Below are 20,479 nucleotides of genomic sequence, written 5' to 3' on the forward strand. Positions count from 1 at the left end.
AACAACCTTCTATCCCAATTTGGCCTGACGCCCTCCGCGGCAGGCACACAAGTTACGCTTGGCGGCAATAGCCTGCTGGACCCACCCCTTCCCTTCCCGAACAGGACCGTGAAACAGCAAAGCGCCGATGATAGTGAGTATTTCGCTCGCGAAAGTAGGTCACCGCCAGGCTCCCATTTCAAAAGCCCCCCTAGCTAACGCTAGCGGGGCTTTTGTGCGTCTACCCAACAGAAAATAGCGAGCGAATGAAATTGAGCGCGCGAAAAGACCTGGCCGATTCTGTCGGCCAGGTCGTGTTCTGTCAGCGATTTATCAGGCGGGGGGCTGATTCAGCCCGTTTGCCCACTGCAGCGCCTGCGTCTGGGCACGGTTGAGTGCCTTGATGCTGATGCCGGAAAGTTTCTGCAGGTGTTTGCTCAGTATCTCCAGGTCGCCGGTTTCACAGGCGGCGGTGATCTGCAGCAGGTTGCCCAGTGTGTTGTCGGGATTTGAACCGGTCAGTGCTTCCCTGACTTCCTCGGCAAGGCCGAGCGGGGCAATGATTTCCTCGATCGGCAGACTGATCAGCGCGGGCATCAGGGACATGATGCCAACCATGAAGGCATGATCGGCAAAGGCGTTGTTGCCGGCCTGCATTTCCTCGGCGAGCAATTCCATCAGGCGGCCGCGGGTTGCTGCCATCAGCAGTAGCGGATTAGTCGAGCCGGCTTGCTTGCCGGAAGAGAAAACCAGGAGTTGCAGCCAGCGTTGCAGTTGGCGACGGCCAAGTACGGTGATGGCGTGGCGCAGAGAGGTAATGGTTTCGGTACTGCCGGCGCCGACTGAATTGGTCATGCGCAGCAGGTTGACCGTCAGGCCTGGCTCGGGTTTCAGTGCCTCTTCCAGTTCGCTGGTGTCGGCATCGCCGAGCAGCAGTCCCATCAGCTTCATCAAGGAAAGCTGCGAATGGTCGAGTTTCTTGCCGGCGATAATGGTGGGTTTGGCGAAGTAGTAGCCTTGAAACAGCGTAAAGCCAAGTTTCAGGCATTGTTCCATCTGTTCGCGCGAATCCACTTTTTCTGCCAACAGGATTTTGCCCATCGGTTTCAGTTTCATCACCAGCTGCATGATCTCGACGCGAGACAGCGGCTGGATATCGACCTTGATGATTTCGACCAGCGACAGCAACTCGGCAAATTCCGGTGCGAGCTGGATGACATCATCGAGGGCCAATGTAAAGCCGCTCGCTTTCAGTATCTTGCAGCGCTCGATGACGGCCGGAGTTGGCGGAACTGTCTCAAGGATTTCGAGAACCACCGACTCTTTGGGCAGCAGTTCGATCAGATCACTGAACAGGAAGGCTTCATCGATGTTGATGAAACCGCGACAGTTGCCCAGCGCCGCTTCGACGCCCAGTTCGGAAAAGGCATTGGCGATGACGGTCGCGGTCGCCTGAACGCCATCGGTGACGTCGGCAGCATTGCGCGAGCCATTGCGGAACAGGAGTTCATAGGCGTAAAGCCGTTGCTCCCGGTCAAGAATCGGTTGTCGTCCGAGAAAGAGTTGGTCGGCAGCGGCTTCGCTCAAAAAAACTCCTCAAATCAGGATTGTGCTCCGGCTGGCAAGCCTTCCGCACAGGTCAATATGTCATGGGGCAACAGCCCGCTCGGCAGTTTGTCGGCATCAGGATCGGGGGTGCTGATCTTCTGGCCGATTCGCCCGCCTTGATTCCGCTATTCTACGCGCAGGCCGGCCAAGTGGCGCGTGCCACCCTTTGGTAGCAAGAGGCGGCGCGGGATCAGGATGATTGCTGCAAGCGCCTACGACGTTTGATGCCGGAAGAAATGCAGCAGGCGTTGCGGCAACCAGTCCAGGTTTCCCGGAAACGGGCCGCTGACAAAGCCGACATGCCCTCCTTCGGCCGGCTGTTCGAGGCGGACGCAAGAGCCGACCTCTGCCTGGCTGGGCAGATGGTGTGCCGGCAAAAACGGGTCATTTTTCGGGTTGACCGCCAGGGCGGGGACGCGGATCGAGGCCAGCCAGGGTTTGGCGGAAGCGCGAGCCCAGTAGTCGTCGGCGCCGGCAAAGCCATGCACCGGCGCGGTGACGGCATCGTCAAACTGGTAAAGGTTGATCGCCTGCCGCATGCGGACGGCGTCGAAGAGTCCGGGAAAGCGCTGCAGGCGGGCGGCCGAGACGGCTTTCAGGGTTTTCAGGAAGTGCTGCGTGTAAAGGCGGTTGAACCCGCGTGCCAGATGGTGGCCACAACCGGCGAGGTCGAGCGGAGCGCACATCGCGGCAATGCCGGTGACCAGTTCTGCTGCTGTTTCGCCCCGTTCGCCGGCCCATTTGAGCAGCGCATTGCCGCCGAGCGAGACACCGGCGGCATGCAGGCGGCCGCCCTGATTGGCATGGTGCAGCCGGCGCAGGATCCAGTCGATTTCAGCCGAATCGCCGGAATGGTAGGCGCGTGGCTGGCGATTCAGTTCGCCGGAACAGCCGCGAAAATGCGGCAGCACGAAATGCCAGCCAGCCTTCCGGCAGGCACGTGCCGTTGAAATCGCGTAGTGGCTGCGGGCACTGCCTTCGAGGCCATGAAAGAGCACCAGGACCGGAGCACCGGGTGGCGCGTCGAGGTGGTCTACGTCAATGAAGTCGCCATCCGGGGTAGTCCAGCGCTCGCGCCGCAGCTTCAGCGGCGTGGGCTTGATCAGCAGTGGCCAGATGGTCTGGGCATGGCCGCCGGGCAGCCAGGCCGGGGCGTGGTAAGGCTTGGCGGCCGGGCTCAATGCAGCGTGTGCGAGACGGCTTCGGCGCTCGCCTGGTGGCCGTCATCAGCGGCCGAAGCATGCCGGCTGACCAGGCGCCAGCCGTGCGCGCCGCGCGAATAGACGTGCGTGACATGCAAGGGGCCATGCGGGCTCGGGTCGTCGCCGATGAACAGGGTTTCGGTCAGGTGGTGGATGGCCAGCATCGAGCCTTGCCAGTGGGCGACCTGTTCGGCCTGGACGCGCAGGCGGGCAGCACCGAAGATGCTGCGCCAGCTTTCGCGGATCGGCACGATGCCCTGCAGGCGAATGCCGGTCGGGTGCACGCACAGGGTTTCTTCTTCCTCTGCCCAGAGCAGGATCATCAGGTCGGCATCGCCGCGGGTCAGGGTTTCGTAGAAGGCCTGCTCAAGGTCTTCGGGCGTGGCGTAGGCATTGGACTTGCTCATCGGGAAATCCGTTTCAGGCAGGCGGCGAGCACCATCTCGGGCGTCAGCCGGTTGAGACAATCGAGGTGGCCAAGCGGGCATTCGCGCTTGAAGCAGGGGCTGCATGCGAGTTGCAGGCTGAGGATGTCGGCCTGGTCGGAGAGCGGTGGCGTGAAGCCGGGCGACGAGGAGCCGTAAAGCGTCACCAGCGGGCGGTCGAGCGCCGCGGCGACATGCATCAGGCCGGAATCGTTGCAGACCACCAGATCGGCCATTGCCAGCAGGTCGACCGCCTGGGCCAGCGAGGTCGCACCGCACAGGTTGCGACACAGGCAGGGGGCCAGTTGCGCGATTTCCTCGGCGACCGCATGGTCCTTTGGCGAGCCGAACAGCCAGATGGCACAACCCTGTTCAGCCAGCTTTTTAGCCAGGGCGGCGAAGTGCGCGGCCGGCCAGCGCTTCGCCGGCCCGTATTCGGCGCCCGGGCAGAAGGCGACGATGCGTGCCGGGCGTTCGAGGCCGAGTTCGTCCAGTGTTTTTTGCCGTTCGCCAGCGGTCGACCGGATGCGCGGATAGGAAACCGGGCGCGCCAAGGCGCCACCAGGAATTTCAGCCAGTTGTGCGAAACGTTCGACCATTAGCGGCAGGGCGGCCTTGTCGAGCGTGTGGCGGATATTGATCAGGCCGTAGCGCGACTCACCGGTAAAGCCGATGCGTTGCGGGATGCCGGCCATGAACGGAACGAGTGCCGACTTGAGCGAATTGGGCAGGACATAGACGGCATCGTAGTCGCGGGCCGCCAGCTGCCGGGCCAGTTGCCAGCGCGGCTTCAGCGAGAGCTGGCCGTGCCCGAACGGGCTGTCGATGACCTCGCTGATTTCGGCCATGCGCTGCAGAACCGGGGCCACCCAGCGTGGGGCCAGGGCGTCGAGCTGCAGTCCGGGATGCCTGGCCAGCAGGCGCGCCAACAGCGGCTGCGCCATGATGGTGTCGCCGATCCAGGACGGGGCGACGATCAGTGCCTTCTTCATGCGAAAACGGCGGGTTTGCGGCCCGCCGTCCTGAGCTTAGTGATGGCCCTTGGGGGCTTCGCCCTTGAACACGTACTTGGTGCTGCAGTACGGGCAGGTGACTTCGCCGGTCTTCAGCACGTCAAGGAAGACGCGCGGATGCTGGCTCCACAGCGCCACGCTCGGCGTCGGGCAGTGCAGCGGCAGATCGTGGGCGGTGACTTCAATGGTCTTTTTGTCGGACATCTTCTTCTCCCTGGACTTAGATGTAGGCCAGCCAGCCGTCGTGCTGGGCCGAGCGGCCGTATACGACATCAAAATATTTCTGCTGCAGCTTCTCGGTGATCGGACCGCGGCGGCCGATGCCGATCTGGCGACCGTCGAGTTCGCGGATCGGCGTGACTTCGGCGGCGGTGCCGGTGAAGAAGGCTTCATCGCAGGTATAGACTTCGTCGCGGGTGATGCGCTTTTCCTGGACTTCGAGACCGAGTTCGGCCGCCAGTTGCAGCACCGTGGCGCGCGTGATGCCTTCCAGGCAGGAGGTCAGGTCCGGCGTGTACAGCTTGCCTTTCTTGACGATGAAGAGGTTCTCGCCAGCGCCTTCGGCAACGTAGCCTTCCGGATCAAGCAGCATGGCTTCGTCGTAACCTTCGTTGGTCACTTCGTTGTTGGCCAGGATGGAATTGATGTAGTGGCCGGAAGCCTTGGCACGCACCATCGAGATATTGACGTGGTGGCGGGTGAAGCTCGACACCTTGACGCGGATGCCGCGTTCCATGCCTTCTTCACCGAGGTAGGCACCCCACGGCCAGGCGGCGATGGCGACATGCACCTTGGCGCCCTTCGGCGAAACGCCCATCTTTTCCGAGCCATAGAAGGCGATCGGGCGGATGTAGCCGGATTCGAGATTGTTGGCGCGCAGCACTTCCTTGTGCGCTTCGTTGATGGCGGCCTTGTCGTAAGGCATGGTCATCTGGAAGATGTGGGCGGAGTTGAACAGGCGGTCGGTATGGTCTTCCAGACGGAAGATGGCGGTGCCGCGCTCGGTCTTGTAGGCACGGACGCCCTCGAAAACGCCCATGCCGTAATGCAGGGAGTGGGTGAGGACGTGGGTGGTGGCTTCGCGCCAGGGCACCAGTTTGCCGTCTTGCCAAATAAAGCCGTCGCGATCCGACATGGACATGTTCGATTCTCCGTGTTGCGCCTGTAAAAGCCCATAATTCTAGCCGAAATCAGCAGGTAAAATAACGCTTTTGCCGACCGTCTACCGCTCATGATCTGGAAACCCCATGTGACCGTTGCCGCCGTTGTCCAGCGTGACGGCAAATTCCTGCTGGTCGAGGAAGAAACCGACGCTGGTCTGGCCTTCAACCAGCCGGCCGGCCACCTCGAGGAAGGCGAGTCGCTGCTTGACGCCGTGGTGCGCGAGGCGCTTGAGGAAACCGCTTACCATTTCAAGCCGACGCACCTGGTCGGGATCTACAACTGGAAGCATCCGACCAAGGAAGACACGACCTATCTGCGCTTTGCCTTTGCCGGCGAACTGCGTGGTTACGAGGCCGGGCGCAAGCTCGACGACGGCATCGTCGCGGCCCGCTGGCTGACGCTGGACGAGGTCAGGGCGACGCAGGCGCGGCATCGCAGCCCGCTGATCCTGCGTTGCATCGAGGATGCGCTGGCCGGCAAGGCGTATCCACTTGATCTGTTGGTGCATTACGCTTGATGCGCGGGCTGGTTTTTGCCTTTTTTGCGCTGTTGACCGCTACGGCCTTTGCCGACGAGCGGGTCGAGATCTGCCATGGCTACGGTTGCCTGGTGCAGGTCGATGTCGCCTACAGCGACGGCCAGTTGGGTGAAATCCGCCGCTTGCTGTTTTCAGCGGTCGACGCCGTCGGCGAGCGCGAAATGCTCGCCCTTGCCATCGGCCGGATGTACGCCTGGGCCGGCCAGATGACCGATATCCACAATGATCGTGGTGGCAACCTGGCCGACGCCGGTGTGCCGGGCAAGATGGATTGCATCGATCACTCGACCTCGACGGCGCGCCTGCTGCGCCTGCTCGACGCGCGCGGCTACCTGCGCTGGCACCGGGTGGTCGGGATCGAGGTGCGCAACTGGGCCTATCTTTTCCCGGCGCACTACTCGGCGGTGATCGAAGAAAAAGAGGGCGGCGAAGCGGCGCGCTTCGTTGTCGATAGCTGGTTCGTTGATAATGGACAGCCAGCGGTGATCCTGCCGCTGGATGAATGGAAGAAGGGGGCTGGGCCCGATGTCTGAAAAAACTGTGGTGGTCGGCTTGTCCGGCGGTGTCGATTCCTCTGTCGCGGCCTTGCTGCTCAAGCAACAGGGCTGGAAGGTGATCGGCCTGTTCATGAAGAACTGGGAAGACGACGATACCGAGGAATACTGCTCGACGCGCCAGGACCTGATCGATGTGATGAGCGTCGCCGACACTATCGGCATCGATGTCGAGGTGGTCAATTTCGCGGCCGAATACCGTGAGCGCGTCTTTGCCGAATTCCTGCGCGAATACCAAGCCGGGCGCACGCCGAACCCGGACATCCTGTGCAATTCCGAAATCAAGTTCAAGGCCTTCCTTGATCACGCCATGCAGCTCGGCGCTGACAAGATCGCCACCGGCCATTACGCCGGCGTGCGCGAATTCAATGGCGAATTCCAGCTGCTCAAGGCCGAGGATGGCACCAAGGACCAGAGCTATTTCCTCTATCGCCTGAACCAGGCGCAGCTCTCGAAAACGCTGTTCCCGCTGGCCGACATCTACAAGCGCGACGTGCGCAAGATCGCCGAGTCGGCTGGCCTGCACGTCGCCACCAAGAAGGATTCGACCGGCATCTGCTTCATCGGCGAGCGGCCGTTCAAGGATTTTCTCAGTCGCTACCTGCCGCCCAAGAAAGGCGAGATCCGTCGTCTCGACGACGGCAAGGTGATGGGCGAGCATGATGGCCTGATGTACCACACCATCGGCCAGCGCAAGGGCCTGCAGATCGGCGGCATCAAGGAAAAGGGCCGGCCCGGCGGCGGTGACCACGACGCCTGGTTTGTCGCCGGCAAGGACATGGAAAAGAATGTGCTCTACGTCGTCCAGGGGCATGATCACCCGGCGCTGTTGGTTGATACGCTGGTTGCCGAGCAGTTGTCCTGGGTATCCGGGCGGGCGCCGCATCCGCATTGGGTATACACCGCCAAGCCGCGTTACCGTACGGTCGACCAGGCTTGCGAGGTCGAAACGGTTGATGCCGAAAGCTGTGAAATCCGCTTCGCCGAGCCGCAATGGGCGCTGACGCCGGGGCAGTCGGTGGTGCTTTACGAGAGCCGCGTCTGTCTGGGGGGCGGGGTCATTCGCTGAGCTCTCCGCGAGGGCGCCGGACAGGGCAATTCTGTAAATTATTGTAGGTAGTTGCGGGCTTTCAGTGATGGCCTGCAGGCTCTCACGGCGCATTCCAGGCCCCGGTTTGGCTGCGCCTTGCGCATTTCTGCGGTAGTCGATCTGATTGCCGGGGGATGCCGCCGAGTAATGTAAGTTTTGTGTAAATCGGCTGACTTCAGCGGGTTTGCCGATCAGGGGACGGCTGCGCATAATCCGCCGCCCGTTTCCGGTGTTGCCGATAGGGCTTTGCCGGAAACCTGTTGCATCAAATTGATGATCAGCCTGAAGGTGTTGCCATGAATTTTCGTTCCCTTGTTCGTCCTGTTTCCACGCTGGCCGCCATGGCGGCCATCTTGCTGCTTGCGGCTTGTGCCACAACGCCGCCACCGGCGCCGCGGGTGACCCTGGCGGTCGCCCAGGTCGAGCGCGGGGTGATGGTCTGGCTGCCGGATAGCGTGCTTTTCGAGTTTGGCAAGTCGGCTCTTGATCTCAATGCGGCCGGGCCGTATCTCGACCGGGTTGCCCAATTGCTGAAAGAGAAGTCGACCAGCGATATCCTGCTTGAGGGGCATACCGACAATATTGGTAACGCGGCTGCCAATCTGACGTTGTCGCAGCGCCGGGCCGATGTGGTTCGCGATGTGCTGCTGGTGCGTGGCGTACCGGAGGCTCGGATGAAGGTGGTGGGGCTTGGTCTGAGTCAGCCGCTCGCGCCCAATGACACGGAAACCGGACGCAAGCTGAATCGTCGGGTCGAGCTTATCCTGCTGGGCGAGCGTCTGGAAAACCTGAAGCGCGGAGAACCGGATAATGCCTTTGAAGAGGCATTTGATCGCCTCAAGCGCCTGCTTGAACAGCCGCAAGGCAAGAGCTGAGTGGAGGCATCGATGCAAGGATTTTTACCCAAACGCCGCCAGTTGCTTGGTGCCTTGCTGGCGGCGCCGCTGCTTGCTGATGCGGCAACCGTTCCCACCGGTACGGCGCGGCGGCTGACCGTCGTGCTGGGTGGTGGCTCGGCCCGCGGCTTTGCCCATATCGGTGTGATCAAGGCGCTTGAAGCGGGTGGTATCCGGCCGGAGCTGATCGTCGGCTGCAGTGCCGGTTCGCTGGTTGGCGCTTTTTGGGCAGCTGGTTTCACTGGCTTCCAGATGGAAGAACTGGCGCTGCGCGTCAAGGACAGCGAAATTGTCGATCTGGTCAGTGGTGGCAGTTCTACACAACGCGGCATGGTGACCGGGCGCAGCCTGCAGTCCTTCGTCAATCAGGCGTTGCAGAATCGCAATATCGAATCGCTGAAGACGCCATTTGCCGCAGTGGCGACGAGTTATCCGAGTGGTGAGCCGGTGGTCTTCGACAAAGGCGATGCCGGTTTTGCCGTCCGTGCCTCCTGCTCCATTCCCGGAGTGTTCATTCCGGCCAGCGATGAGGGGCGGGAATATCTGGATGGCGGTCTGGTCAGCCCACTGCCGGTAGCGACCGCCCGCAAGCTGGGCGGTGATCTCGTACTGGCGGTTGATGTCGGTGGGGCGGATCCGGCGGCTGATGATGGTCACGGCCTCTACAACCTGCTGCTGCGCTCCTTCGAAATCATGAGCCAGTCCTTGCGTAAACGTGAGGCAGCAGATGCCGACATCCTGATCCGGCCCGACCTGAGCCGGATTGCCAGCACCGATTTTGGCGCCCGCAAGGCGCTGATTGCCATCGGTCAGCAAGCCGGGGCGCGTTTGTTGCCGGTGATCAGGGAAAAGCTGGCGACGCCAAGGCGTCGCGTTTGAAACCGGTGACGCCGTTTGCCCGGGCAAACGGCGTCACCCGTATCAGTCGTGCGGCACCGTGTCCGCGAACGAGGGGCGCTGCAACAGCTTGGCGTTGAGCTTGTCCAGGTTGGGATGGGTTTCCTGCCAGTTGATGTCGGGGAAGCGGAAACTCAGGTAGCCGAGTGCCGTACCGAGCGCGATGTCGGCGAGCGAGAAATGCGTGCCCATGCAGAAGTTCTTTTCGCCGAGTTCGCTGCTCATGAAGGCCAGGCTGCGCGTGATCTTGTCGCGCTGGCGGGCGATCCAACTGGCGCTCTGTTCCTTCTTCGGGCGCTTGGCTTCGAGGAAGGCGGCGACGCCGGCGTCGCAGATGCCATCCGCGAGGGCTTCCCAGCGCTTGACTTCGGTGCGTTCGCGATTCGGGGCCGGGAAGAGCTTGCTGTTCGGGGTGACGTTGTCGATGTATTCAACGATGACGCGGGAGTCGAACAGCGGCGTGTTGTCGTCCAGCACCAGCACGGGGATCTTGCCCAGCGGGTTTACAGTCGGGACCTTGCTCTCTTCGAGCCAGGGCGAGTCGATTTCGAAATCGTAGTCAATCTTTTTTTCGGCCAGCACGATCCGCACTTTTCGTGCAAACGGGCTGGTGTGGGAGCCGATCAGCTTCATCGCATGCTCTCTGGTTTGGGGATGTCGATTATAGCGTATGGCGAGCCCTTCGCCGGGCAGGTAAAATGTCGGGCTTACTGAAAAGGATGTTTTTATGACCTTCAATCCCCTGACTGCCCTTTCCCCGCTCGATGGCCGCTACGCCGGCAAGGTCGATGCCCTGCGCGAGCATTTTTCCGAGTTTGGCCTGATCAAGAGCCGTCTGAAGGTCGAGATCGAGTGGCTGAAGGCGCTCGCTGCCGAGCCGCATTTCACGGAAATTGCCCCGTTTTCGCCGTCGACCGTTGCCGAACTCGATGCGCTGGTTGCCAACTTCAGCGTCGAACAGGCCGCCGAAGTGAAGGCCGAGGAAGCCGTCACCAACCATGACGTCAAGGCGCTCGAATACTGGATCAAGAAGAACACCAAGAACAACGCCGAAGTGGTCAAGGTCAGCGAATTCATCCATTTCGCCTGCACTTCCGAAGACATCAACAACCTGTCGCACGCGCTGATGTGCAAGGGCGCCCGCGAGCAGGGCATGCTGCCGATGCTCGACAAGCTGATCGAGCGCCTGCGCGAACTGGCCCACGTCAACGCCGAAGTGCCGATGATGAGCCGCACGCACGGCCAGCCGGCAACGCCGACCACGCTCGGCAAGGAAATGGCCAACGTCGCCTACCGCCTGCAACGCGCCCGTGCCCGCATCGTCGCTGTCGAACTGCTCGGCAAGATCAACGGTGCAGTCGGCAACTACAACGCTCACCTGACCGCCTACCCGGGCTACGACTGGGAAGGCTTCGCCAAGCGCTTCGTCGAGTCGCTCGGCCTGACCTTCAACCCGTACACCATCCAGATCGAGCCGCATGACGCGCTGGCCGAGCTGTTCGATGCCTTCGCGCGCACCAACAGCATCCTGATCGACCTCGATCGCGACATCTGGGGCTACATCTCGCTCGGCTTCTTCAAGCAGAAGGTCAAGGCCGGCGAAATCGGTTCTTCAACCATGCCGCACAAGGTCAATCCGATCGACTTCGAAAACTCCGAAGGCAACCTCGGTCTGGCCAACGCGATGCTCAAGTTCCTCGCCGAAAAGCTGCCGGTTTCCCGCTGGCAGCGCGACCTGACCGATTCCACCGTGCTCCGCAACATGGGCGTCGGCCTCGGCTATGCGCTGCTCGGCTACGACTCGCTGTTGAAGGGCCTGTCCAAGCTGGAAGTGAACGCCGACCTGATGAAGGCCGACCTCGACGCCAACTGGGAACTGCTCGCCGAGCCGATCCAGACGGTGATGCGCCGCTACGCCGTGCCGAACGCCTACGAAAAGCTCAAGGAACTGACCCGCGGCACCCGCGTTTCGCGCGCCGGCATGCAGGAATTCGTGTCCACGCTGGAAATTCCGGAAGCCGCCAAGGCCGAGCTGCTCGAACTGACGCCGTGGGATTACACCGGCAAGGCCGCCGAACTGGCCAAACGCATCTAGGAACACCGCCAAAAAGCTCCTGGCGTCGTTGCGCCGCCTGGCCGTACGTCTTGTACTGTCTGCGGCGGCGCGCCTAGCCAGGACCGCTTCGCTGCTTTTTATCGGCGTTCCTCCGCTCCCGCTCCTAATTACTCATAGCTAGCAACCAAATCCATGTCTTTCGCTGAAAACCTGAAGAAACTGCCCGGCATTTCGCATCTTGCCGCCATCAACCTGCTCGATGCCGAAGGCGGCGTCGTTGCGACGATCGAGAACAAGGCCGGCAGCCAGGGCTCGCTGGCGGTGTACAACCACCTGGCGCAGACCTATGGCTCGATCAACCTCGAAGCGGCGAAGAAGGGCATCGAAATTTTTGCCGAACACAGCGAGGACGAGCGGGCCAATCCGGGCAAGCACCCGAATATCGCCCGCCTGATCGCGATCGAGAACGGTGGCCCGGCGCTGCGCGTCAAGCACGTTTTTGCCGTCTGACAGTTTTGTCCCGATAGTCGAGCAAAAGGCTGACTGTCATATTAGCCGGTTATAATGTTCCGCGGATTTATGGCTGTTTTAACCGTTGACCGGTGGGCAGCCGTTTTTTCTCAACTACAACGGAGAATACCCTATGAAATCCAAGCTTTTGCTCGCTCTACTCACCGTCGCCCTGACTGGTTCTGCCGTCGCTCAGGTCAAGCCGGAAGATGCCATCAAGTACCGCCAGTCCGGCTATGTCTTCATGGGCTGGAACATGGGCCGCATCAAGGCCAATGTCGAAGGCCAGTACAACAAGGATGAAGTGATCAAGGCCGCCAACGCCATCCAGGCGATTGCCAACTCCGGCATGGGCGCGCTTTACCTGCCCGGTACCGACAAGGGCAAGGGCTGGGAAGAAACCCGTGCCAAGCCGGAAATCTGGACCGACAAGGAAAAGATGGGCAAGGTCGCTACCGACTTCGTGCGTGAAGCCAATGAAATGGCCAAGGTTGCCGCAACCGGCGATGCTGCTGCCGTCAAGATGCAGCTCGGCAAGCTGGGCGGTACCTGCAAGGGCTGTCATGACGACTTCAAGGTGAAGAAGTAAACTACTTCGCTCGCGTGTTGTGACCTTACAGGCGCCGCAGGGCGCCTGTTTTACTTCATCGATAAAAAAGGAAAAACATGAACAGCAAACGCATCCGTCTCTGGGATCTGCCGACCCGCCTGTTCCACTGGCTGCTCGTGCTGGCCATGCTGGGCGCGGTGGTCAGCGGCCAGCTCGGCGGCAACCTGATTGACCGGCATGCCGTCATTGGTCTCTTCATTCTCGGCCTGCTCGTTTTTCGCCTGGTCTGGGGCGTGCTCGGCTCGACCTACGCCCGTTTTGCCCAGTTCTTCCCGACGCCGGGCCGTATCCGCGCCTACCTGAAGGGCGAGTGGCAGGGCGAGGGGCATAATCCGCTCGGCGCACTCTCGGTTTTTGCCCTGCTCGGACTGTTGACCGTACAGGCCCTGACCGGCCTGTTCAGCAACGATGACATCGCTTTCGTCGGCCCGCTTTTCGATCTGGTGAGCAAGGATCTGAGCAATCGTCTGACCGGCATCCATCACCTGATTGCCGACGGCCTGATCATTCTCGTCGTCCTGCACATCGCGGCGATCGCCTTCTATGTCCGGGTCAAGAAAAAGAACCTGGTCAAGCCGATGCTGACCGGCTGGCAGGAGGGCGAGGGCAAGTCGGCGACGGGCGGCGGCCTGGTCGCCTTCGTCATCGCCGTGCTGATCGCCGCTGCGGCCGTCTATGGCGCCAGCGGCGTCTGGTTGCCGGAGCCACCGCCGCCACCGCCGGCGGCTGAAACGCCGAGCTGGTAGGCGCTGCATTGCCGGCGCGCGGCCGGTTTGAACGCTGACGCGCCGGGCTCAGTGCGTGTGCTGTACCCCGTCTTGCTGCTGCAAGCGGGCAACGAAAGGGTCGTATTCCTTGTCGCCGAAATCGGCCGCGTCAATTACCGCGTAGGTGGCGATGCGTTCGGCGCTGGCGCGCGGCCAGCGACTTGATTCATTGCTGCGGATTTCCCGCAGTTGCATATGAAAAGAGCCGGTTTTGCCGACCAGTTGCAGTTGCGCGGGCAATTGGGCTTGTTCCAGCCACCACATGGCAAGTCGTTGCCCCGCCAACTGGCCGCTGTAATACACGGCATTCTGGCCGAACAGTGATTTGCTGCCGCCGCGCCTGAGCTTGCCCAGCAGACGGGGAGAAATAATGCTGCCGAGCGCGCTCCAGTCCGGCTCGGCCTGACGGGTGCGAATTTCGCCCGGGGTATATTCGACGATGCGCCGGTCGTCGTGAAACACCTGGCGGCGGTTGTAGGCATCCTGCCCGATCCGCTCCCAGATGTCACCGCGGCCGCTTGCCGGACTGGCCGTTTCAATACGTTTTTCGTCGCGCCAAAGGTACCAATCGGTATTGGCTTTGCCCTTGCCGACGGTGAAGCGCGCTGCCAGCGGCACTATGATCTGCTCGGCGGTCGCCCAGACCGGATTGCCGGCGAGCAGGCCGAACGAGGCGAGCAAAATGTATATTTTTTTCGGGTTCACCGCTGGTTTGTCCTCGCGTATCGACTTGTTGCTTGCGGTTCAGAAGCCAAAAGCCGCTTTCATGACGTGATAGATCCAGTTCTGTTCCATGCTGCCGTGGACCAGATAGGCTTTCGGTCCGCGGGCAAAGATGGCGACATCTTCGCCGGCATGCGTTTCCGACTTCAGCGGGATGAGCGCCTGTTGCAGATAATCGAGGGCGGTCGTGTCGACACCGGCGAGATCCTTGTTGCGTGGCGTCGCAGCCCCCGGACCATTGTGGTAGCCGAGCGTGGTGTAGGGGCGACCATCGTCGGCCTTGGCGGGCGAGGGAGGCGTGCCGTCGGTGCTCGGTACTTCGCTGGTCAGGCCGAGGATGTTGTTGCCGCGGTGCGGATAGCCGGCAATCGTGAACGTATGGCTGTGATCGGCGGTGACGATGATCAGGGTATCCCGCGGGTCGCTCAGGGCCGAGGCCGTCCGCACGGCCTTCGCCAGTTCTATCGTCTCCAGCAGGGCGCGCCGGGCATTGCCTGCGTGATGGGCGTGATCGATGCGGCCCCCTTCGACATGCAGGAAATAGCCTTCCTTGTTTTTGGCAAGCAGGGCGATGGCTTTCTCGGTCATTTCGCTGAGCGAGGGTTCGCCTGCCGTATCGCTGCTTCGATCGGCTTCGTATTCCATGTGCGAACGTTCGAAGAGGCCGAGCAGATAGTCGGTGTTGGTCGGCGTGACGGCGGCAAACCCGGCCGCGTCGAAGACAAAGCGGGCGTTGCCGTCGCGCGTGCTCGACCATTCGGCGGTCAGGTCGCGACCATCGGTACGCAGGCCCTTCCGGTTGGCGTCTTCCGGATCGTTCTGGCTGTTATGGCGAAAATATTCGCGACCCCCACCCAGCGCGACCTTCAGGCTTTTGCGCACAGCCGGTGAAAGTTCGATCAACTGGCGGGCGATGTCCTTGACCGGCTCGGCGACGCCGGCACAGGCTGCAGCAACCAGACCATCGTGTTCCCAGTCGCGCATTGCGGTATGGGCATAGAGCGCGGCTGGTGTAGCGTGCGTGATGCGCGCCGTGGAAACGATCCCGCTCGCCTTGCCGGCGGCGGCCGCTTGCTCGAGGATGGTCGGCAGGCTGTGGGCGGCAATCCGGGCGGCGTCGCATTCGCCGCGGCTGGTCAGGTGATCGACCGAGAGCATGGCTTCGCGCGCCTTGTAGCCGGTGGCCATCGCCGTCATGGTCGGTGCCGAATCCGACGTTTGCTGATCCCAGGAGTAGGTCTTTGACAGGCCAAGATGCGGGAAGGTCTCGAAAAACAGGCGGTTTTCCTCGCCGCTTTTGCCCTTGAGCTGTCCTTCGAGAATACGTGCCGCTGTCATCGTCGAAATCCCCATGCCGTCGCCGACGAAGAGAATCACGTTCTTTGCCCGGTGGCGGATGGAGCTGAGTTGTTCGCCGTCGCGGATGAACTTTTGGCCCTGCTGGTACCACTCCGTGACCGATTCCGCTCCCTGGATGACCGGGGGGGCAGAGTAGACGGGCATGACCAAGGCACAAGAAGCGAGCAGCATGCCGTTCGCGAGGTGTCGGCGAGTGATTGCGGGCATTGATAAATCTCCTGATCGGCGGGCATTGCAGCCCGAAAGCGGGGTTTGAAGATGTCGTTCGGACTGGCGGGGCGGGTGGTGCCTTCAGCAAGCCTGCTTGCCTGCCGGGTCGAGAATCTCGCTGCGTAGCGAAGATGGTGTCAGGCCGGTCCAGCGCTTGAGCGAACGGCGGAAATTGTTGGCATCGTGAAAACCCAGGTAGGCGGCAATCTGTTCGTTGCTGTAGCCGTGGTTGTGGATCAACTGCAAGGTCGTGTGCGTCCTGACCAGGTCGAGTTCAGCCTGGAAATGGGTGCCATGCAGCGCCAAGTGACGTTTGAAGGTGGCCGGGCTGCTGCCGAATGCGCTGCAGGTTTGTTCCAGGGTCGGGGTCATCCGGACGTGCTTGTGCAAGTGATCGTAGAGGGCTGCCAACAAACTGCGCGGCGCGTGTTCGCCAATTTGCCGGTCGGCTTCAAGCTTGGTCATGCCGACGCCGAGGGCGCTGCCGCGCGGCCAGGGACGGTCGAGCCAGGAATTGTCGATCGCCATTGCGTCGAAATAAGCGTTGAAGCGTACGTTGCTGCCCAGGTGCACAGAGTATTGTTCGATATGTGCCGGTTTTGTCCGGTTGAAACTGTATTGCCAGGGCAGGCGTTCGCCGCTCAGCCAGCGGCTCATGCCGCTGACGGCAGACATCATCATCTCCGTGACAAAGCCGCGCAGACGAGTGCTGACATAGCTGTCCGTCCAGTAGAGCACGGTCTGTTTGCCCAGATGCATCAGGTGCGGGGCGAGCAGGGGACTGAGCCACGCCTGGTAGCGCAGCAGCAAGTCGAGCGCCTGTCCGAGGTTGCCGGCTTGCAGCAAGGCATGGCTGATCGGGCCGAGATGGCCGGGCAACAACTGTTCACCGAGCAAAAAGCTGGTTTCGCCCTCGGGCATGGCCAATGCCAGGTTGTCGAGCAGATGCAGGTATTCGGCCGGGGTCAGCAAACGATTGGCGTGGCCGACCTCGGCGCGATGCAGCGTGCCGCCCCGGAACAGCAGGGCGTCGTCCAGGCCCTGGCGCTGAACGAATTCGATCGCCTGTGCAGCCTGATAGGCCGCCGGGATAAAACGGCTATTGGCCTGGTAGCAGGCGATTGTTGTCATGCTGGTTCAGGCGTTGGCCAGGCCGCTATCGCGCTGGCTGGCAAGACTTTCGAGATTCCGGTTGAGCTTGCTCAGGAAACTTTCCTCATCGCAGTCCGGGATTCCCCAGGTCGTGCGGGCGGAAAGATCAAGGCGTTGGCCATGGCGGGTGTGATGGGCGAGCGAGGCGATTGCTTTTTCCAGGTGTTGCGCCAGCGCACTCGCTTCCGCTGGCGTGGCGCCGGGCAGCAGGATGGCGAAGCGGTCGCCGGCATAACGACAGAGCAGGTCGTCGGCGCGCAGGTTGAGCAGCAACAAGTGACTGACCGCCTGGAGCAGGCGGTCGCCTTCGCCGGCGCCGTGTGCCCGGCTGATCTGATGGAAGTTATCGAGGTCGAGCAGGATCAGGGCACAGCTTTGTTGCGGCTGGCGTTTCTGCTCGAGGCGCAATTGCCGGCGCAGATAGTCGGCGTTGGCCAATTGCGTGATACGGTCGAAGGAGCGGTGCTCGCGAAACAGGCGTTCGCGTTTTTGCATGTGTTCGTTCAATGACCATTGTTCCTGGCGCCAGTAATAGAGGCCGATGGTCAGGGTCAGCATGCCGCCTGGCGTTAGCAGGGATTCAAGCAGATTGTCCCAGTACTGGTCGTGCGGGATGGCGAAAAACTCGTCTAGGCAGTCGACCCAGGCGCCGAGCATGATTGCCGCCAGGCCGCCAGCCAGCAGGCTGGTAACCCGTCCGCTTGGGCGACTGCCGAGAATCAGCAAGGTCCAGATGCCGGCCATGATCGCCGTCCCTCCCTCGCCAACGATATCCATCCATTTCCAGAGCGCGGGGGGCTTGGCGAGTCCCAGATTGGCGTATAGCGCGAAACAAAGTCCGGCGAGGACAAGCAAAACCAGCATGGCAGTTCGGTGCAGGGCGAGCATCGGAGATCGGAGGGCAATGAAAGAGTGTCATCGTAGGTAGTCTCTGTGACAGTCAGGTTGCATTTGGCAGGCTTTTCTAGCGGGGGGTGCATTCGGCTCATCCAATAACCCCCGCATGTTTTTTGCCGGGCGGACTTGAGCTCGCGAACGGCTGGGCCGGGGCCTAGGCACGGCAGGCAAATTGGCTCAATAGACGTGGTTTTTGTTAATAACCCATTGATTGTTAATGTTTATTGCGTCTATCTGTAACATCTCTGCAAACAATGCCCCCTAGCCTGCGTCTCTTTCGTGAATCAACGGAGCGTACTTTGCGCTCCAATCAAGGGGAGGCTTTGTGCAAAACAGCATTGTTCGGAATACGCCGGAGGGGTTCGGCTTGCAGCGCAAGACGCTGGTATTAATGCTTGGCCTGGCGCTGGCGCAAGTGGCGCCGGCCCAGGAAAATGTCCAGACGCTGGGTGAAGTCGTGGTAACCGGACAGGCAGCCAGCCTGGACAGCGCGCTCGATGTGCAGCAGATGGCTGACAATATCGTCAGCGTCGTTCACGCCGACGCGATCGGGCAATTGCCTGATGCCAACGCGGCCGAAGCCTTGCAGCGCATTCCCGGCTTGTCGGTCGAGCGCGACCAGGGGGAAGGACGCTATGTGCGGGTACGCGGTCTGGGCCCCGATCTGAATGCGGTAACCATCAACGGCAGCCTGGTTCCCGCGCCGGAGAGCGAGCGGCGGGCGGTGGCGCTTGATGTCCTGCCGGCCGGTCTGATCCGCTCGCTCGAGGTAAAGAAAACCTTGACCCCGGATATGGATGCCAATTCCCTGGGCGGTACCATCGAGGTCAAGACCATCTCGGGTTTTGACCACAAGGAAATGTTCTATTCGTTGGAGGGGGGTGTCAGTCACGATACCAATGTCGGCGAGAGCAGCCCGAATTTTGCGGCGGCCTGGAGCAATCTCTTTCTCGATGGCAAGTTGGGTATTGCCTTCGGCTTGAGCTCGCAGAAACGTAAATTCGGTTCCGATAACAGTGAGACCGGCGGTGCTTGGGACGGCAATCTGCTGGAGAAGTTCCAGCGGCGCGACTACAGCATTACCCGTGAGCGCCAGGGGGCGATCTTCAATGTCGATTATCGCCCGGAGGCCGGCGAGTCCTATTATTTGCGTACCTTGTTCAGTCGTTTTTCCGACGAGGAAATCCGGCAACGGCATAACATCGAGTTCGCCGACGCGCAGGCGAGCGGCGTACTCGGCGATGCCGAATCGTCGCGCGAGTTGAAGGCACGCAAGGAAACCCAGGACATCAGCTCGATCGTGCTCGGCACCGAGCGCAAGCTCGGTGCGTGGAACCTGGTCATGGCTGCGGGAACCAGTTCGGCGCGGGAGAAAACGCCACAGCATATTGCCGCGGCGACTTTCGTGTCGGGGACGACCTACACCTCCGGTTTCAGCAATAGCAGTCGGCCGGAACTGATCGGAAGCAGCAGCATCAATACGGCCAGCGACTACACGCTCGATTCGATCAATCTGGAAGAGCAAACGACCCGGGACCGCGAGCGCAATATCCGTCTCGATCTCGGACGGTCATTTGATCTGCTTGGCGGCAGTAACGAGTTCAAGTTTGGCGGCAAGCTCAGTCGCCGCAAGAAGACCAACGAATTGACGGCTTGGGAAATAGATGGTGGCGACTTCGCCAATCCTTCGTTGAGCGGTTTCGTTGCGGACAACATCGATTACGCCTATGGCAATTTTGGGCCGGGCATCAGCCAGTCGGCGGTGAATAGTTTCCTCAGTGGTGTAGACAAGTCTGCCTATATCGATGAGGAAGAATCGCGCATCAACGATTTCACGATGCACGAGAACATCAATGCCGCCTACCTGCAGAATACCTTCAGCACCGGCTTGTGGCGGATACTGGTCGGGATGCGCTATGAAGGAACGCACTTCAAGGCGAGCGGTACCGGGCTGGATGGTGGCGTTTTCGTCGCGACGGAGGCCCGGAACAGTTATCACAACTGGCTGCCGGCCGTGCATCTGCGGCGCGATCTCGATAACGATACGACGGTGCGCGCGGCATGGAGCAATTCGGTAGTCCGTCCGACCTTCGGACAACTGGCGCCGGGTTATGTCATCGACGGCAGCGAAGCCCAGTTCGGCAATCCGTTGCTCAAACCGATGAAGTCGGCCAACCTTGATCTCGGTATCGAAAAGCGCCTGGGGTACGCTGGCGCGGTGTCGGCCTACCTGTTTCACAAGAATATCCGTGATTTTGTCTATAACACCGATGTTGCCGGGACCGGGGCGTGGGCCACTTTCGACGAGGCACACACGTTCGCCAATGGTTCGCGGGCGCGGATCAGCGGCCTCGAACTCGCCTTTACTCAGGCCCTGAACCATCTGCCAGCGCCGTGGGATGGCCTGCTGCTTTCGGCAAACGCCACCTTCAGTGACGCCAAGGCGAAAATTGCCGGCCAGTCTGGCGGTGTTGCCGTGGCCCGCGATATTCCTTTGCCCAGCCAGTCGAAAAATACCTTCAACCTGATGCTTGGGTATGAGAAGGGGCCGTTTAGCCTGCGCGTTGCCGCGACCCACAAGTCGCGTTATCTGCTGGAGATTGCCGATCTGGGCGATGCCGCCCAGGATCAGTATGTCGATGCCCAGACGCACTACGATTTCTCGGCGCGTTACAAGCTGAGCAAGCAGGTCCAGTTGATCTTCGAGGCGCTCAATCTGAGCAATGAAAAGTACTACGTATACGCCGGCAACCAGAGCCGCAATGTGCAGTACGAGTCCTATGGCCGTACCTTCAAGCTGGGTCTGAAAATTGCCTCCTTCTAACCTGC

General features: G+C 61.1%; 21 protein-coding genes and 1 rRNA gene. 11 read left to right on the forward strand and 11 right to left on the reverse strand.

Annotated features, from left to right (window positions below; translation table 11 throughout):
- Positions 1-57: 57 nt before the first annotated feature.
- Positions 58-171: ribosomal RNA gene (gene rrf, locus KI612_RS05370) — 5S ribosomal RNA — on the forward strand.
- Positions 172-312: 141 nt separating this feature from the next.
- Here the strand turns inward: rrf and KI612_RS05375 are convergent.
- The 6 genes from KI612_RS05375 to KI612_RS05400 all read right to left on the reverse strand — a co-directional run bounded on the left by KI612_RS05375 (position 313) and on the right by KI612_RS05400 (position 5,368).
- Positions 313-1,566: an EAL and HDOD domain-containing protein gene (locus KI612_RS05375; RefSeq protein WP_226442794.1), complete on the reverse strand. Its 1,254-nt coding sequence runs from the start codon at positions 1,564-1,566 to the stop codon at positions 313-315.
- A 233-nt stretch (positions 1,567-1,799) separates the two neighbouring features.
- A complete protein-coding gene (locus KI612_RS05380; RefSeq protein ID WP_226442795.1) occupies positions 1,800-2,768 on the reverse strand; it encodes a YheT family hydrolase in 969 nt (322 codons plus the stop codon).
- Complete coding sequence (locus tag KI612_RS05385; RefSeq protein ID WP_226442796.1) at positions 2,765-3,196, reverse strand: YybH family protein; 432 nt, start codon at positions 3,194-3,196, stop codon at positions 2,765-2,767. The genes KI612_RS05380 and KI612_RS05385 overlap by 4 nt, the downstream gene beginning before the upstream one ends.
- Complete coding sequence (gene waaF, locus KI612_RS05390; RefSeq protein ID WP_226442797.1) at positions 3,193-4,206, reverse strand: lipopolysaccharide heptosyltransferase II; 1,014 nt, start codon at positions 4,204-4,206, stop codon at positions 3,193-3,195. The genes KI612_RS05385 and waaF overlap by 4 nt, the downstream gene beginning before the upstream one ends.
- A 36-nt stretch (positions 4,207-4,242) precedes the next feature.
- Entirely contained in the window at positions 4,243-4,431 is a 189-nt protein-coding gene (locus KI612_RS05395) for a zinc-finger domain-containing protein (protein ID WP_226442798.1), read from the reverse strand.
- A 16-nt stretch (positions 4,432-4,447) separates the two neighbouring features.
- Complete coding sequence (locus KI612_RS05400) at positions 4,448-5,368, reverse strand: branched-chain amino acid transaminase (RefSeq protein WP_226442799.1); 921 nt, start codon at positions 5,366-5,368, stop codon at positions 4,448-4,450.
- A 90-nt stretch (positions 5,369-5,458) separates the two neighbouring features.
- On the opposite strand from KI612_RS05400, the gene KI612_RS05405 reads away from it, so the two are divergent.
- The 5 genes from KI612_RS05405 to KI612_RS05425 all read left to right on the forward strand — a co-directional run bounded on the left by KI612_RS05405 (position 5,459) and on the right by KI612_RS05425 (position 9,348).
- Positions 5,459-5,908, forward strand: a complete 450-nt coding sequence (locus tag KI612_RS05405; RefSeq protein ID WP_226442800.1) for an NUDIX hydrolase — start codon at positions 5,459-5,461, stop codon at positions 5,906-5,908.
- Entirely contained in the window at positions 5,908-6,462 is a 555-nt protein-coding gene (locus KI612_RS05410) for a hypothetical protein (protein ID WP_226442801.1), read from the forward strand. The genes KI612_RS05405 and KI612_RS05410 overlap by 1 nt, the downstream gene beginning before the upstream one ends.
- Positions 6,455-7,552, forward strand: coding sequence for a tRNA 2-thiouridine(34) synthase MnmA (gene mnmA, locus KI612_RS05415; RefSeq protein ID WP_226442802.1), 1,098 nt, complete (start codon positions 6,455-6,457; stop codon positions 7,550-7,552). The genes KI612_RS05410 and mnmA overlap by 8 nt, the downstream gene beginning before the upstream one ends.
- A 317-nt stretch (positions 7,553-7,869) precedes the next feature.
- Positions 7,870-8,448 (forward strand): OmpA family protein, encoded by a 579-nt coding sequence (locus tag KI612_RS05420; RefSeq protein WP_226442803.1) that lies wholly within the window; start codon positions 7,870-7,872, stop codon positions 8,446-8,448.
- Between the two features lie 12 nt (positions 8,449-8,460).
- Positions 8,461-9,348 (forward strand): patatin-like phospholipase family protein, encoded by an 888-nt coding sequence (locus KI612_RS05425; RefSeq protein ID WP_319002989.1) that lies wholly within the window; start codon positions 8,461-8,463, stop codon positions 9,346-9,348.
- 42 nt (positions 9,349-9,390) lie between these two features.
- Here KI612_RS05425 and KI612_RS05430 read toward each other — a convergent pair whose 3' ends face one another.
- Positions 9,391-9,999 carry a glutathione S-transferase gene (locus KI612_RS05430; RefSeq protein ID WP_226442804.1) on the reverse strand — a complete coding sequence of 203 codons (609 nt, stop codon included), beginning with the start codon at positions 9,997-9,999 and terminating at the stop codon, positions 9,391-9,393.
- Between the two features lie 94 nt (positions 10,000-10,093).
- On the opposite strand from KI612_RS05430, the gene purB reads away from it, so the two are divergent.
- The 4 genes from purB to KI612_RS05450 all read left to right on the forward strand — a co-directional run bounded on the left by purB (position 10,094) and on the right by KI612_RS05450 (position 13,288).
- Positions 10,094-11,461 carry an adenylosuccinate lyase gene (purB, locus tag KI612_RS05435; protein ID WP_226442805.1) on the forward strand — a complete coding sequence of 456 codons (1,368 nt, stop codon included), beginning with the start codon at positions 10,094-10,096 and terminating at the stop codon, positions 11,459-11,461.
- Between the two features lie 153 nt (positions 11,462-11,614).
- Positions 11,615-11,932, forward strand: a complete 318-nt coding sequence (locus KI612_RS05440) for a DUF2322 family protein (protein WP_226442806.1) — start codon at positions 11,615-11,617, stop codon at positions 11,930-11,932.
- 133 nt (positions 11,933-12,065) lie between these two features.
- Positions 12,066-12,521 (forward strand): c-type cytochrome, encoded by a 456-nt coding sequence (locus tag KI612_RS05445; protein ID WP_226442807.1) that lies wholly within the window; start codon positions 12,066-12,068, stop codon positions 12,519-12,521.
- A gap of 77 nt (positions 12,522-12,598) precedes the next feature.
- A complete protein-coding gene (locus KI612_RS05450; RefSeq protein ID WP_226442808.1) occupies positions 12,599-13,288 on the forward strand; it encodes a cytochrome b/b6 domain-containing protein in 690 nt (229 codons plus the stop codon).
- Positions 13,289-13,336: 48 nt separating this feature from the next.
- Here KI612_RS05450 and KI612_RS05455 read toward each other — a convergent pair whose 3' ends face one another.
- The 4 genes from KI612_RS05455 to KI612_RS05470 form a co-directional block, all read right to left on the reverse strand.
- Positions 13,337-14,014: a hypothetical protein gene (locus tag KI612_RS05455; RefSeq protein WP_226442809.1), complete on the reverse strand. Its 678-nt coding sequence runs from the start codon at positions 14,012-14,014 to the stop codon at positions 13,337-13,339.
- Between the two features lie 39 nt (positions 14,015-14,053).
- Entirely contained in the window at positions 14,054-15,598 is a 1,545-nt protein-coding gene (locus tag KI612_RS05460) for an alkaline phosphatase (protein ID WP_226442810.1), read from the reverse strand.
- Positions 15,599-15,682: 84 nt separating this feature from the next.
- A complete protein-coding gene (locus KI612_RS05465) occupies positions 15,683-16,732 on the reverse strand; it encodes an AraC family transcriptional regulator (protein WP_226442811.1) in 1,050 nt (349 codons plus the stop codon).
- A gap of 6 nt (positions 16,733-16,738) precedes the next feature.
- Positions 16,739-17,617, reverse strand: a complete 879-nt coding sequence (locus KI612_RS05470) for a GGDEF domain-containing protein (RefSeq protein ID WP_226442812.1) — start codon at positions 17,615-17,617, stop codon at positions 16,739-16,741.
- 358 nt (positions 17,618-17,975) lie between these two features.
- Between KI612_RS05470 and KI612_RS05475 the strand changes: the two genes are divergently transcribed.
- Positions 17,976-20,474 carry a TonB-dependent receptor gene (locus KI612_RS05475; protein WP_226442813.1) on the forward strand — a complete coding sequence of 833 codons (2,499 nt, stop codon included), beginning with the start codon at positions 17,976-17,978 and terminating at the stop codon, positions 20,472-20,474.
- Positions 20,475-20,479: the final 5 nt, after the last annotated feature.

The organism is Quatrionicoccus australiensis (assembly GCF_020510525.1).
In the GTDB taxonomy this organism is placed as follows: Bacteria; Pseudomonadota; Gammaproteobacteria; order Burkholderiales; family Rhodocyclaceae; genus Azonexus; species Azonexus australiensis_B.